This window comes from Paenibacillus sp. FSL H8-0457, from assembly GCF_038051935.1.
Classification (GTDB): domain Bacteria; phylum Bacillota; class Bacilli; order Paenibacillales; family Paenibacillaceae; genus Paenibacillus_AQ; species Paenibacillus_AQ lautus_A.
Window position 1 is genome coordinate 4,234,589 of sequence record NZ_CP150293.1, and the last position, 14,520, is coordinate 4,249,108.

The window sequence follows — 14,520 nt, forward strand, 5'->3', positions numbered from 1 at the left end:
GTAGGACTTGGAGCGTGATGATTTTTGATTAGAAAGTTTTTTTCATACTATCGGCCCTATAAGGGACTGTTTGTACTGGATTTTACGTGCGCCGTCATTGCGGGACTGCTGGAGCTTGCTTTCCCGCTTGCCGTCAGCAAATTCATCGACGAGCTGCTGCCCAGCCAGGATTGGCCGCTTATCCTGATTGCCTGCATCGTCCTGCTGTCCATCTATGCGCTGAATACCGCGCTGCAGTATATCGTGACGTACTGGGGACATATGCTCGGCATCAACATCGAGACGGACATGCGGGAGAAAATGTTCTCCCACATTCAGAAGTTGTCCTTCCGCTTCTTTGATAACAACAAAACCGGCCACCTGATGGGCCGTATCACGAACGATCTTAACGACGTCGGCGAAGTGGCCCACCATGGCCCGGAAGACGTGTTCATCGCCGTCATGACGCTGCTCGGTTCCTTCTCCTTGATGGCCTACATCAACCTGGAGCTTGCGCTGCTGACCTTTATCATCGTGCCGCTGATGGCATGGCTGATCATTAAGTTCGGTGGCAGAATGACCACGACTTATCGTCAATTGTTCCGAAACGTGGGCAATTTCAATGCCCGCATCGAAGACAATGTCGGCGGCATCCGCGTGGTTCAATCGTTTGCGAACGAAGAGCATGAGAATAAGCTGTTTCAGGAAGAGAACAAGCAGTTCCGCGCCACCAAGCTGCTGGCTTATAAAACGATGGCAAAAAGCACGTCCGTCAGCTATATGCTGATGCGTTTGATCACGGTATTCGTGATGATCTGCGGCGCTTGGTTCTTCATTCAAGGCAAAATCGAGATGGGCGAATTCATGGCTTTCCTGCTGCTCTCCAACATTTTCTTCCGTCCGATCGAGAAGATCAACGCGGTCATTGAGAGTTATCCCAAAGGCATTGCCGGCTTTAAACGCTACCTGGAAATCATGGATACCGAGCCGGAGATCGCCGATGTGCCTGATGCCGTATCCCTTTCATCGGTACGGGGAGATATCCGCTTCGAAGGCGTAACCTTCGGGTACGAGCCTTCCCGAACGATACTGAATAACATTCACCTGACGATACGTGCCGGAGAAACGGTTGCATTCGTCGGGCCGTCCGGTGCCGGAAAGACCACGATCTGCAGCCTACTCCCCCGTTTCTATGACGTGGATCAGGGCTCGATCACGGTGGACGGGATCGACATCCGGAACATCAAATTGCAAAACCTGCGCAAGCATATCGGTATCGTGCAGCAGGATGTGTTCCTGTTCTCCGGCACGATCCGGGACAATATCGCCTACGGCGACTTGAATGCAACCGACCATCAAATCTGGGAAGCCGCACGGCGCGCTTCGCTGGATGAACTGATCCGAAGCCTGCCGGACGGCATGGAGACGGTCATCGGGGAACGCGGGGTTAAGCTGTCCGGCGGCCAGAAGCAGCGTCTGTCCATTGCGAGAATGTTCCTGAAGAATCCGCCGATCTTGATTCTGGATGAAGCCACCTCGGCACTGGACACGGAGACGGAAGCGCAAATCCAAAAGTCCCTGGCTGAGCTGTCCGTCGGCAGAACAACGCTAGTGATCGCTCACCGACTGACCACCATTCAGAGCGCGGACCGAATTATCGTCGTCAATTCGGAAGGCATTGCCGAGCAAGGCACGCATCAGGAATTGATTCACTCCGGCGGTGCGTACAGCAGGCTTCACCAAGTTCACTAATGAAGCCGATGAATGGTTTGGTTGTGGATGAAGATTCGCCTGCAAGAAATGAACATCCCGCATTAATACTGTAAAGGATGACTCCCAGCGAAAGGGAGTCATCCTTTTTTTTGCCGCGCACCTATAAGAAGCATCCTGCTGATTTTGAGCAATCAGAAAAGTGTTGAGAGGATCCTTGCAAATTGTCCATGGATAAGAAAGTTGTCGCAGGGAAACATTAATGGCGTACTACAAAGACCATCGTTACAGGAGGGCTATATGTTTTATATCTACAGTGTCGGTTTGCTCTTCGGCGGACTGTCAATCATCAATTTGGTCTTCTCGTACCAAACCAAGCATATCCAGCATCTGTTCTGGCCTACCCTGCAGTTTCAGTTATGGATGCTTCCGCTCTTTGTCATTGCCAATATGTGCATCGGGTACGGGATCCGCTTTGGTTACAAAGCCACCGATCAGCTGGGGTACACGTTGATCTTCTCCAAATGTCTGGAGATCCTGATATCGTTGGGCGTGGCTTACTTGTTCCTGAAGGAGGTTCCCACCTGGAAAAACTGGGCGGGGATCGGCATTATTGCGCTCGGGATATTTCTGGTGAAGCAGAAATGAGCGCCTCTGGCGCACGGATGCCTGTTTTGCCTAAATTCATTCTTCGCCAACATCCTTCGGACATCGGTACCATGGTTATCGCTGTCTCTTCCCCATCCAGCCTTGTTCGAAGGCATAGCGGGTCAACTGTACCCGATTTTCCAAATGCAGCTTTTGCAGAATGTTCTTCAAATGGTTCTTGACCGTATTTTCGGAAATGCAAAGATCGCTCGAAATATCGCGGTTGGACAATCCCTCGGCGACGAGTCCCAGAATTTCCTTTTCCCGCGCCGTTAAGGGACTTTTGCTCGGGTCCGGCTTGTCGTATTGCGAAAATTCTTTCAGGATGCGGAACGCGAGTTCCCTGCTCACCGGTGCTTCGTCCACCGCAATGGCTTTCAGGTACTCGTGCCATGATTCGGGATTCAAGTTCTTTAACAAATACCCCTGGGCTCCACGCTTCAGGGCATCGAACAAATGGGCGATGTCGTCGGATACCGTGACCATAACGATCTTAACGTAAGGGAATTTGTCCTTCACCCGCTTGGTCGCTTCCAAGCCGCCCATGCCGGGCATCTGGATATCCATCAGGATGATATCGGGCATCCATATTTCGGTCAGTTCCAGCGCATCCTCACCGCTTTGCCCTTCGGCCACGACCTCAAAGGTCGGATCGCTGCTCAAAATGGTGCGAATTCCTTCTCTTGCCAGATCGCTGTCATCGATGATTAACACGCGAAAAGGTTGATTGTTCATGCCGTGCTCTCCTTCCGGATGTTGATAATCGTCTGGTCGTGCCGCCTTTCCATCTGGAACTTCCAGCCCATGGCCTCGGCCCGATCCTTCATGATTTTGATTCCATATCGGTTGCTGCCGAGCGGCTTGTCCAGATCAAAGCCTTTTCCATCGTCGGTGACAGTGCAATGCCAGCCCGAATCCGTTGTATTCGCGGTAATCTTGACGTGTTTTGCCTCGGCGTGCTTATGGATATTCAATAAGGATTCCCTGATCGAAGCCAGCAGCTCCACCTTTTCTTTGGCTGACAGCATGGCGTCCGGAATTCCCCACTTGATGTCGAAATGCAGGTCCGTCTCCTGCTTGATTTCCTCGATCAGGCTGCTCATGCTGTGCATCCACGGAATGGCTTGCGGATCTGCCGGGTAGCGGAGATTCGCAATAGCCTCTCTTACGTAGGTGTTGGTACGATGAACGCTTTCCTTGATTTCCTGATACGGAATGTCTCCCGTACGGCCTGACTTCTCGATTCGGTCGATCTGTGCGTTCAGCAGGAACAAGGATTGGGCGATTCCGTCATGGAGCTCCCGGCCGATCTTCTCCCGTTCATGCATGGCTGCTTGCAATGCCCTCGATCGGTTCAACTCCTCTTGATTCCGTTCAATCAACGAAAATAACTGGGTAAGAAACAGTATGGAAACCAAAAAAACGATGACAGGTGCCAGCAGATTGCCAAGATCCATCGATATATAAGGCAGCAGGAACTCATGGCGAACATATTCCCATATGCCAATCGTCAAGGTTGGAATGATGAGTATCAACCATTTCATTTGTTTATAAGACATACCCTGCCTCCTATTTCAATATAAAAAGTAATGTAATGAACCCGCCTTTCTTCCTACCATGTTACCATTGGTTATCCCTTCATTGTAACCAAAATCGTTCATGAGCGGAATGACTCAATAGAGCTACGAACAATCGCCGGATTCTCTCGTGCTGTAATAACCTATTTACAATTCAAGTGCTAATCGCTTATAAAGAGTAAAAGATATCCATTCATTCCATTTCCGATGAAGGGGGCTGCAGTTGGATGACGCAAAAAATTGCAGTGATCATTGTACACGGATTGGGAACACAAAAGAAAAGTTATGCGGATAAATTCATGAAAAACTTGAGGGACACCTTTTCCCGGACCTCGGGCATCCCGCATGAGCAGTTGGCCATGGAGGCCGTGCATTGGGCCGATGTTTTTGCGGCACGCGAGGATGAATTAATCGGCAGCAGCATTAAACCTTACCGTTTACGTTATCAGCACCTCCGGCAGTACGTAATCAACAATCTGGCGGATGCCGTGGCTTATCAGCCCGTGGAATCCGAAGATCAGAACTACGAGGCCATTCATCGAACGATCAGCGAGGCGCTGCACCGCCTAGCCCTGTCAGCCGGCCCCCATGCTCCGTTATGCGTGATCTCCCATAGCTTGGGGTCCGTGATTGCCAGCAATTTTTTCTACGATCTGCAATTTTCCTCCCGCGGGCATCGTCTGGTCGTTAATCCCGAAGCACCGCTGGAGCGCGGAGAACTTCTGACCTTGTTCTATACGCTAGGAACCACCTTGCCGCTGTGGAGCATGCGTTATCGTGACTTTGACAAGCCGATTGAGGTTCCTTCAGCACAGTTGCAGCTCTATTATCAACATCTACTGGGTGAATGGGTCAATTTCTATGATAAAGACGATATCCTTGCGTACCCCCTCAAAAGCATTAACGAAGAGTATGACCGCACGGTACGCCAAGACATATCCGTAAACGTGGGAAACTGGTTGACAAGCTGGAATCCGTTGTCGCACAGCGGATATTTCTACAGCAAACCGATTCTCGAATATATCGCTTCGCAATTGGAAGCGACCTGGCGAAGCATGAATCAGGTTAAATAAGCAATGCCGCAAAGACATAGGATCTTTGCGGCATTGCTCTTATATGATGATCCGATCATAGAATGAACTTAAGCACCAATTCCAACGTTGATCGAAGATGGCAGCATGTTTTTCACTTTAGAAAGCTGCTGTTATATCAGATGGTTAGATTCATCACCCATTGCTCTCCGATCGGCCCCATTCTTCTTCTGCCTGTATCTTTGAAACCAACACTTGCATACAGCTGCTGAGCCGGTACATTCTTATGATTCACGACCAGCACCACCTCATTGCAGGAAGGAAATTCTCTCCTAATGAACGCTGGCAGCGCAATCATCCCTCGTTTGGCGTAACCTTTACGCTGCTGTCGATGATCAATGGATAAAGCAGTCAACAGCATCGCATGAGAATGACTTGTATATTCCTTGACGCGCTCCGTAGCATGCAGGATAAAGAAACCGACAGGATGACCATCAGCTAAAATGACGATGGGAAACTGACCTTCCCCTAGGTTTAAAACTTCTTTCGGATGAGAGGTGAATTGGACTTGGTCCTCCGGTAGCTCGAATTCTTTCAAGACGGGCAGATGTTCTGCCGTGCGGACAACAAGCTGGATTTGTTCTGCGATTGGCATGGGCCCTCACTCCTCTGTCTAAGGTGACGTTGATTTAATCAAGTCTTCTTCGCGTTGAACATTTGTTCCCGCCTAATTATCCTGTTTCTTCGCCGTACCATAGCTGTCGGAAGCTTTCGCTGGAAGCCAGCAGCTGCTCCGCCGTGCCCTCGGCCTCAATCTCACCGCCGTTCAACACGATGATATGGTCAGCATGGTTAAGCGCAGCCTTCCGATGCGATACCACAAGACAAGTCGCACCTCCGCGCTCGCTGAACAGCCTCTCCCATAACTTGCGCTCCGTCTCAACATCCAATGCACTGGATAAATCGTCGAATACGTAGAGTTCCGCATCCCGTACCAACATTCTTGCCGCGGCTGTCCGCTGTGCTTGACCGCCGGACAGCTTGACTCCGCGCGGACCCACCATCGTCTCCAGCCCATTTTGCAGATGTTTGATATCTTCTTCCATTACGGCCGCATGAAGCGCGCGTTCCAGACTGCCCGGCTGCTCGGATATCCCCAACAGAATGTTGTTGCGCAGTTTGTCGCTGTACAGCCTTGGGATCTGCGCAGTATAAGCACTTTGTGGCGGTATGAAGAAATCAGCCGGCTCCGTTACCCTTTCGCCGTTCCATCGGATTTCGCCCTTTTCGGCTGGCAGCAAGCCCAGCAATGTGCGAACCAGCGTCGTTTTTCCGCTGCCTATCATCCCGGTTACGACCGTAAAGGTACCGCGCGCGAGTCTCAGATTGATATTCGAAATGCCCCGTCCGGTTTCGGGATACTGGTACGACAGCCCTTGCGCTTCCAGCTGCGAGAGCGGAGGTGCCTCGATATATGCCGTTTCCATCCCGTCTTCGATCGGAGCGCCGGCAGCGTGATTGGATGCCCCATGCGGTTGCCCATATCCTGCGGCATGATGACCGGAATTCTCTTCATGGGTTCGCTTGCTCTTAACCTTGCCGATACCAATGTAATGGGCTGCGGTAAGCAGAGAAGCCGGTGCTCCTTGCAGCATGGATTTGATGCGCTGAAAGCTGACGCCCATCTGCTTGTAATACGTCATGAAATTGCCGACGTTCGATATGAGCTGGGTAACAAATGTTAAATAATATACAAAGAGGGACAAATCCCCGACGGTAAAATCGCCGTTTCGCATCTTAAGGCTTGCGAGCACGAGGATCAGGCCGGTACCCAGGTTAACGGAGTTTGTGAATACGGAGGACAAGGTTTCCGTCAGAAGTTTATCCTTCACCATGGATTGGCGCCGTTTCTCGCTCAGACTTACGAAACGCTCCACCACGCGTTTCTCCGCTCCTGCGACCTGGATCGCCTGCACGTTGGCAAACATTTCGCTGATCGCCCCGGTTACCTTGGCGGTCGATTCCCGGCTTGCCGCCCTGTATTTCTGGATGCGCGCGGTTGCGATCTGGGCTGCGGTCACCACCAGAATCAAAGGAACGAACACGAGAATCGTTAGCTGCAGATCGATGGATATGAGAATCCAGCTGGCGACAATGACGAAACCGACAAGCCCTAATGTATCTACTGACCAGCTCGTCGCTTCTTCGGCCTGATCCACGTCATCCCGGAAATTGCTGATGGCTTCTCCGGGCGAGCAAGGGATCGCTCGCGCGCCGGGCTCCTTCATGACATGCGACAGCATATTGCGGCGGAGCAAGGTGCTGATGCGGAAGCGGAAATGCACGTCTGTCATAAAGCCGCCGAAGATCAGCACAATCCGTGCCAAGGCAGCGCCGATAAGCAGCACCGCAATCGCCCAAACGCCGTAAGGAAAAGAATAAGTGCCTTCCAAATGGTCGAAGAAGGCCTTGGTTAACAGACCGGGCACAAGCGGGGCCATATGGATAAGGGACCACGCGAACAGGTTGATGAGGTACAACCCCGGGCGGTACATAATCAACCGCCAGAAAAAATGCCTAGTTTTCATGCCAGCACCTCCTCCATTCCAACGGCAAGCATGCGGCTGAACCGCGATTGCGGATCTGAGGCCAGCTCTTCCCTGCGGCCGCTTTCGAGCATTCTTCCGTTCTCCAGTATGAGAATCCGGTCGGCGCGCTGAACCGTAGCCAGACGATGGGCAATTATAATGCAGGTCTTCTCCTGCAGCAGACGCGAAATGGCTGCTTCGATCCGGTATTCCGTTAACGGATCAAGCCGGGAGGAAGCCTCATCAAGAATGACAAGACCCGGATCCGTCAAAAATACGCGTGCAAACGCCAGCAGCTGGGCCTCGCCCGCAGACAGGCTTCCGCCTCCAGAAGCCAGATTGGTATCCAGCCCTTCGGGAAGCGAGCCGTACCAATCCCCTAGTCCAAGCTCTTCTAACACGGATATAATACGGGTATCGGCTATGCCTTCATCAAACAAGGTCAGATTATCCCGGACGGTTCCCTCAAGAATCTCAATATTCTGCGTGACCATGGCGACCTTCCGCCTTAGTTCATGGAGCTTGCAGCCTCGAATATCGGTTCCCGCCAGCTCGATGCTTCCCTCCTGTGGATCATAGAAGCGTAGCAGCAGGCGTGCGATCGTCGTTTTGCCGCTGCCTGTACGGCCGAGCAGCCCAAGAGTCTGGCCCGGCTCAAGGCGCAGCTGCAGATTTTCAAGCGTAGCCTGCCCGCCCTCTTCGTAAGCGAAGTTAAGGTTCCGGAATTCCACCGACAATGGGCCTGACGGAAGCGGCACGCCAGGGCCGTCTTTGATCCGGGGCTCGGTTGCAAGAAGATCGCGGACCCGCATCAAGCTGGCATCCGCTTTTTGCAAATCCTCCAATTGGGTACGAATCTTTTCAATAGGCTTGGCCAGCAGCTCCGTATAATAAAACACGAGATAGATAGAGCCGATCGTCAAGCCGCCCTGTCCGTTCTTCCACAGTATGGCGCACACGATAAAAGCCGCTGCATTGCCAAGCGCAAACACCAATATCGTGGTGCTCCACATCAAGAAAAATCCGATGAACGCACGAACGCGAACCGGCAGCATCCGCCTGGCCATCTCATAAAATCGATTCATGACATATCCGGCCGCCCCGTTGGCACGCGTATCTTCGGTTCCTTCGAGGTGTTCGCCGATGAATCCGTAGAAATCCGCATTCAGCTCGCGCCACCGCTTCCAGACCGGTATCGCAAATCGCCGGATATGTTGAATGACGTAAATGCTGCCGACCACAAACACCGTCATGACAAGGCCGATCCAGAAGTTCTCCCGATACAGCAAAGCAAGGATCCCGATCATGAGGATCAGATTGCCGAACAGATGGATAATGAAACTGGAGAAGAAATTGGCGAGCGCATTCACATCGCCATCCACCCGTTCAATTAGAGATCCGGAGGTTTGGGTTTTGTGAAAGCTCATATCCAGCGACAGGCAGTGCTCCGCCAACTCGGCACGAAGCTTGTTGGTGGTCGTCCAGCCCAGGTTCTCGCTATAATAAGCAGCCGCTATGGAAACGCCTTGTTGAAGCAATGAAAAGAGAATAAAAAATCCTGCCGCATAATAAAGGGAGGTCAGGCTTCCCTCTCCTTGAGCCGTATCGATGAAATACCGGATGATCTGCGGATTGATCAATTGGAGTCCAATGGAAAATAACAGCAGCACCGTCAGGGCTGCCAGAAGCTTCTTATGCGGGAATACGTACCTGACGAGCATCTCCCGATACATCCCAATCCCCGTGGTCCTTCGCTTGCTGTTTAACGTGTGATCGCTTTGCATTTCGTTTATAATCCCTCCGCTTCGGTTAACCCTATTGATAATAATAAGCTCCATGGTAAGATATGACAAGAACGTGGGTTCCCGTTTTTAAAATAAATTACTAGGAATCGTTATGGGACGCACCAGCACCAAGAAAAACCTGAGCCCTAGCTTCTGGATCACGCCAAGAAGACCAGCCCCTCGGCATGGGAGCTGGTCTTCTAACAGATTACGTATAGGTATCAAGATTTCTTATGTCTCTGCAACTATTTTCAAGAATTGATTGATCATTTCAGGGGTTATTTCCTGCTTCTCAGGCATGGTTGTTACGGCTGCGTTCTTGTCGACAGATTGAATGGCTACGTTGGATCTGACTCCATTCGAAGCGATACCGGTTCGGGCTTGACCATCATGAACGTTATCATGGTTGGCTAACATCATCATCAAAAAAGCACTTCCCAATCCGATCGACCACATACTCATTTTGTTTTTCTTGTTCATCAGCGTTGCTCCTTCCATCACTTGTAGTGACATACTTAGTATAAATTCCGAACCTTAGTGAGAGATGAAAGCAATCTAAAATCCAGTTAAGCAAGTGACGATAGGATCAATTTCAAGATAGTCCGTCTTTAAGCTGGATGCATAACATTGTTTTTTCATAGACTCGAACGAATCGTTCGTCTAACAAGAATAATAAAGTGATGCCGATAACGTTTATTTCCAAACCTGATCAAGCTTATCAGAATAAAAAGCAATGGCTCGCTGATAGCTCCTGGTCCCCTCGTCATTACTGGTTTCGCTTATTTCTCTAAGCAGCAGTTCCATCGCCTTGTCATACTGTCGCAAATTGTACAAGGTCATCGCGTAGAACACCCTGAACTCCCGCGCCCCGGGGTATTCCCGCAGTCCCTGCTCGAATATATCCTTGGATTTGCCGTACATCCCCAATGTACGATATGTGCTTCCAAGTCCAAGCAAAGCGCCGCACCGTTCGGGATCCTTCAGCCCTAAAGAGATCGCCTTCTCGTAATAAGGAACCGCTTCGCTCTCAAGGCCCATCATATCATGCACCCAGGCCAGCTGATAATGGATATCCGGATCATCCGGGGATTGGGGCAGCAGCTCAAGGAGAATTGTCTTCGCTTCCTCCGGTTTGCCTTCGGCGCGAAGTTCAATGGCTTGTTGTATCGTTGTCATGGGGCACATCCCTCTGGAGTTTTATCCGCGTTTTCTACCTTATCTTACCAGACGCCATCCGCACTGGTCAAAATGCAACACCCGCCTCATCTTTTAAATAACCTAAAGATGAGGCGGGTGTCACAAGCTGCTAATGTTTATGCTTTGTTCTCAAGGTTCAAAGCTGGCTTTTCCTCAGCCGCCATATGGGCTTTGCCCGGCCAGAACGCCCACTTGCCCAACAGCGTCGTGATCGCGGGTACCAGGAAAGGTCTCACGATGAACGTATCCAGCATAACCCCGATGGCCGTGATGATCCCAAACTGTACCAACACTTGAATCGGAAGCGTGGCAAGTACGGCAAAGGTTCCTGCCAGGATCAATCCGGCTGAGGTGATCACCGAGCTGGTCTCTCCAACGCCTTCTTTGATCGCTTGCTTCAGCGGCATTTGCTTCCGCTTTTGCCATATGCTCGAGATCATGAAGATGTTGTAATCCTCGCCTAACGCAACCAGGAACACGAACGAATACAACGGAATCGCTCCCTGAATGGCTTCGGCTCCCAGGCCGTAATGAATGATGATCCAGCCAAGCCCGAGGGCCGAGAAGTAAGACAAAATGACGGTTGCAATCAGATAAACGGTAGCTACAACGGATCTCAAATACACCAATAAGAGCAGCGTAATCAAACCGATAACGACGGGGATGATCAATTTGGCATCATGCTCGCCAGCGATCTCGGTGTCGTACTGGGTAGCGGTTTGACCGGAGATCCACACGGCTTCGGCCGGATTGCCGACACCTGCCTTCTCCAGTGAAGCCTCCGCGATCTCCCGAAGATCCGGAATGTGCTGCATTGCTTCCATGGAGTAAGGATTCATGGACAGCTCGATTTCATAACCGATGATATCGTTATTCTCGGCCCCATTCTGCGGATCGGATACGCGATCCACGTAATCCAGCATTTTCAGCCGCTCCTCGAGATCCAAAGCTTGCCCCCCGCTGTCCACCATCACGCGAACCGGCGCAAGCTCTCCTTCCGAGAACTGCTCGCCGATGACGGCGAATCCTTCACGCGAAGGTACATCCTCAGGGAAAGAGGATAAGAGATCGTAAGTGAACTTGATTTGGGACGAGAACGTTGCGAGTCCACCCAGTAATACCAATGCTGCCAAAACGACGGTCCAAGGCTTCGTTGTCACCAAGCGGCCGATCCGGCTCTCCTTCTCCTTGTGAGGGGCAGGAACCGGCTTTCCTTTTTTCCGGGCGCGTTCCGCTTGCATCTCCGGGGTTCTCGGAATGAAAGGATAGAACGAACCTCTGCCGAAAATAGCCAACAATGCGGGCACCAATGTCAGACTGGCTATAAACATGATGAGAATCGACAAACTGAAAGGCACGGCAAAACGTTGATATGCCCCGTACTGAGCCAGCAGCAGCGCGAACAGAGACAATACAACCGTGAAGCCGCTCATCGCAATAGCGCCTGATGAGCTGGTAATCGCCTGAAACAAGGCCTTGCGTTTATCGGGCTCGTGCCATAACAGCTGGCGGAATCTCGAGATCAGGAACAAGCAATAATCCGTTCCGGCTCCAAAGAGCAGCACGGTCATAATGGCGATGGACTGGGAATCCACCGTGATCCAGCCTTGATCCGCCATGAACCCGAGAATCGGGCTTGTTACCAAATACGCAAAGCCGACCGCAACCAAAGGAATGAGGGCCAGAATCGGCGAACGGTAAATCAACAGCAGCAATATCAGAACAAGAAGCACGGTTGCAATCATGAGCGATACGTCGGCATCCTCAAACAATCCGGTTGCATCAATAGATATTCCCACCGGTCCCGTTACGCGAGCGCTGATTCCATCTCCGCTCTGGACGGCAGCCTGAAACGGATTGCTGCCCAGCAATTGTTCCGACCGCTTCTCCAGCTCGGCCGTTCCTTCCTTAAGCTGGTCCGTCTCCTGATCTTCTTCAAAAAATACAGGCATAACCAGCGTACTCCGATCTACTGATAACTGGGCGCTTAAGGCTTGCGGAGGCAGCTGATGGAAAGGAACAACGAACGTCTGATACGGGAGCGGATCGGACTCAAGGCTTGCCGTCAATTCCTGCAGCTTGGTCAGATCCTCTTCGTTTAATCCGTTTTCTTTATGCCATACGACGAGAGCCGGCACGCCGCCATTGCTCGGAAATTCCTTGTCGGCCATCGCTTCCGCTACGACGGACGGAACATCCTCCTTCAGATTGGCGGCATTGTTATCCTCTTTATCTCCAACAGCCGGCCATAGCAAATTCAACGCCAGCGCGATGAGTATCCATACACAGAGCGTGACCCATTTGCTTCGCTTTCCCGCCACCCATTTTCCGTAATTCGGTCCTGATCCGTGCATATGCAGATCCTCTCCATTCCTACGTAGTCTTTATACTTCATCATGATTCTTCCTTCGTAAACCTTGATATTTCAACTTTGCAAATTAATTATATATACCGGTAGGTTAATTTTCAATATTTATTTTGAAAATGCGCCCCTCATGTCTTACACTATACACAGGAGGTCATCATGACAAAAATACGTAACCCCCGAAATCCCGGACGTCCCAAAGCAGCTGCCGATCAGATTCCCATCCAGGAAACGATCCTCTGGACCGCCTCCAAGATGTTCATGGAGAATGGCTACGAGTCCGTATCGTTGCAGCAGATCGCGAAGGTTTGCCAAGTGACCAAGGCTTCCATCTATTATCATTTCACAAGTAAACCCGAGCTGTTTAAAATAGCGGTAACCACGATTCTAGATAAAGCTTATGCTTCTACACATCGCTTTTTGCAGGAAGCCGATACCCTAGAGTCTGGATTGATCCGGGTAGCCGAAGCGAAGATTGCCAAGCCTCATGCGGAAATGGAGACCATGATGCGGGAAGCGGAGCCTTTCTTGTCTAAGGAGCAAATGGCCGCTATCCGTGAGGCGGAACAGCGGATTCATGAAGTCCTTGCCGAACAGATTCATCAAGCCATGCAATCCGGCGAACTTCGGGAAGGGAACGCCTTGCTGATGGCACAGGCTTTCTCGGCCATGCTGATGCTGGGCAATCGTGAAGATACCCGAAGCGGTTATGCCAGCGCCCGTGATATGGCAGTGGACATCGTTGATTTATTCCTGCATGGAGCTGTAAGGCCTGCCAATGAAAATATCGATGTGTAATTCCAAGCTCAGTATGACCGGGCAAATTTCTTGGCGAGAAGAGTTTCAACGATTACAACCAAAAAGAACGGAGGTCCGTTGATGACCTCCGTTCTTTTTGGTGCCTGTTTAGATTTCATTCCAGAACGCAACGTCTTCCAGCGGCAATCTTACCGTCGGCCGGCCTGGAGCGGCTGCTTTCCCGATGGCGATCAGCATCACGCTGCGGTAATGGGAAGGAATATGGAACTCCTCCACAAACCGAACCTTGTTATATCCGCCCATCGGAACGGTATCGTATCCTCTGGCGCGAGCGCTCAGCATCAGTTGCATGGAGATCAGTCCGGCATCCACGTCCACGATGCTTTCCTTTATGGACGGATCCAGGTTCGCATACATATTTTCGGCCGTATGAATGAAGCGCTGCTTCACCTCTTCGGTCATATAACCGGCTTCTTCAGACATGGAATAAATCTTCTCGCCCTTCTCATACCATTTCAGATCGCCCAGTACGGCAATGACGGCTGAGGCTTGAAGAACATGCTCCTGATTGTTGGCAATCGGATGCAGCTTCTTCAAGAGGTCCGCATCATCGATCACAAGAAAACGCCATGGCTGCAGGTTGCTTGAAGAAGGCGCCAGTGTAGCATCCTTCAAGATCGCTTCCATCTCTTCTCTTGGAATCTTCACCGATGGGTCGTATTGACGAACCGAGTGGCGTTCCTGAATCACCGTTTGAAAATCGGGTTTTGTTGTCGTTGTTGTAGACATGGTTATCCCTCCAAATTTATATTGTGCAATATTCTGCACAGTTTATATCGCGGCTTAACTGTGTTGTTTAATGCACAGTATAAAGCACACCTA

General features: G+C 51.0%; 13 protein-coding genes. 4 read left to right on the top strand and 9 right to left on the bottom strand.

From position 1 onward, the window contains the following. Window positions 1–24 precede the first annotated feature (24 nt). Window positions 25–1,731, top strand: coding sequence for an ABC transporter ATP-binding protein (locus MHI43_RS18585; RefSeq protein WP_015735862.1), 1,707 nt, complete (start codon window positions 25–27; stop codon window positions 1,729–1,731). Window positions 1,732–1,989: 258 nt separating this feature from the next. Further along, window positions 1,990–2,337, top strand: coding sequence for a hypothetical protein (locus tag MHI43_RS18590; protein ID WP_015735863.1), 348 nt, complete (start codon window positions 1,990–1,992; stop codon window positions 2,335–2,337). A 75-nt stretch (window positions 2,338–2,412) separates the two neighbouring features. Here MHI43_RS18590 and MHI43_RS18595 read toward each other — a convergent pair whose 3' ends face one another. Together MHI43_RS18595 and MHI43_RS18600 are read right to left on the bottom strand one after the other, a co-directional pair. Beyond that, on the bottom strand, window positions 2,413–3,072 hold the full coding sequence (locus MHI43_RS18595) for a response regulator transcription factor (protein ID WP_009593355.1): 660 nt from the start codon (window positions 3,070–3,072) through the stop codon (window positions 2,413–2,415). Beyond that, entirely contained in the window at window positions 3,069–3,896 is an 828-nt protein-coding gene (locus tag MHI43_RS18600) for a histidine kinase (RefSeq protein WP_036660854.1), read from the bottom strand. Before MHI43_RS18600 ends, MHI43_RS18595 begins: the two co-directional genes overlap by 4 nt. Before the next feature lie 245 nt (window positions 3,897–4,141). Here MHI43_RS18600 and MHI43_RS18605 point away from each other — a divergent pair, with 245 nt between their 5' ends. Next, a complete protein-coding gene (locus MHI43_RS18605) occupies window positions 4,142–4,987 on the top strand; it encodes a hypothetical protein (protein WP_036660855.1) in 846 nt (281 codons plus the stop codon). Window positions 4,988–5,123: 136 nt separating this feature from the next. Here MHI43_RS18605 and MHI43_RS18610 read toward each other — a convergent pair whose 3' ends face one another. From MHI43_RS18610 to MHI43_RS18635, 6 genes are all read right to left on the bottom strand, one after another. Continuing rightward, entirely contained in the window at window positions 5,124–5,600 is a 477-nt protein-coding gene (locus MHI43_RS18610; protein WP_036660856.1) for a GNAT family N-acetyltransferase, read from the bottom strand. Window positions 5,601–5,676: 76 nt separating this feature from the next. Beyond that, window positions 5,677–7,533, bottom strand: a complete 1,857-nt coding sequence (locus MHI43_RS18615; protein ID WP_036660858.1) for an ABC transporter ATP-binding protein — start codon at window positions 7,531–7,533, stop codon at window positions 5,677–5,679. Further along, window positions 7,530–9,317 (bottom strand): ABC transporter ATP-binding protein, encoded by a 1,788-nt coding sequence (locus MHI43_RS18620; protein ID WP_051425308.1) that lies wholly within the window; start codon window positions 9,315–9,317, stop codon window positions 7,530–7,532. Before MHI43_RS18620 ends, MHI43_RS18615 begins: the two co-directional genes overlap by 4 nt. Window positions 9,318–9,548: 231 nt before the next feature. Next, window positions 9,549–9,797 carry a hypothetical protein gene (locus tag MHI43_RS18625; RefSeq protein ID WP_036660860.1) on the bottom strand — a complete coding sequence of 83 codons (249 nt, stop codon included), beginning with the start codon at window positions 9,795–9,797 and terminating at the stop codon, window positions 9,549–9,551. Window positions 9,798–10,010: 213 nt separating this feature from the next. Next, window positions 10,011–10,493 carry a tetratricopeptide repeat protein gene (locus MHI43_RS18630; RefSeq protein WP_015735870.1) on the bottom strand — a complete coding sequence of 161 codons (483 nt, stop codon included), beginning with the start codon at window positions 10,491–10,493 and terminating at the stop codon, window positions 10,011–10,013. 137 nt (window positions 10,494–10,630) lie between these two features. Continuing rightward, a complete protein-coding gene (locus MHI43_RS18635) occupies window positions 10,631–12,868 on the bottom strand; it encodes an MMPL family transporter (protein WP_015735871.1) in 2,238 nt (745 codons plus the stop codon). A gap of 170 nt (window positions 12,869–13,038) precedes the next feature. Here MHI43_RS18635 and MHI43_RS18640 point away from each other — a divergent pair, with 170 nt between their 5' ends. Then, window positions 13,039–13,677, top strand: coding sequence for a TetR/AcrR family transcriptional regulator (locus MHI43_RS18640; RefSeq protein ID WP_015735872.1), 639 nt, complete (start codon window positions 13,039–13,041; stop codon window positions 13,675–13,677). A gap of 108 nt (window positions 13,678–13,785) precedes the next feature. Here the strand turns inward: MHI43_RS18640 and MHI43_RS18645 are convergent, their stop codons facing one another. Next, entirely contained in the window at window positions 13,786–14,427 is a 642-nt protein-coding gene (locus MHI43_RS18645; protein WP_015735873.1) for a nitroreductase family protein, read from the bottom strand. Window positions 14,428–14,520 lie beyond the last annotated feature (93 nt).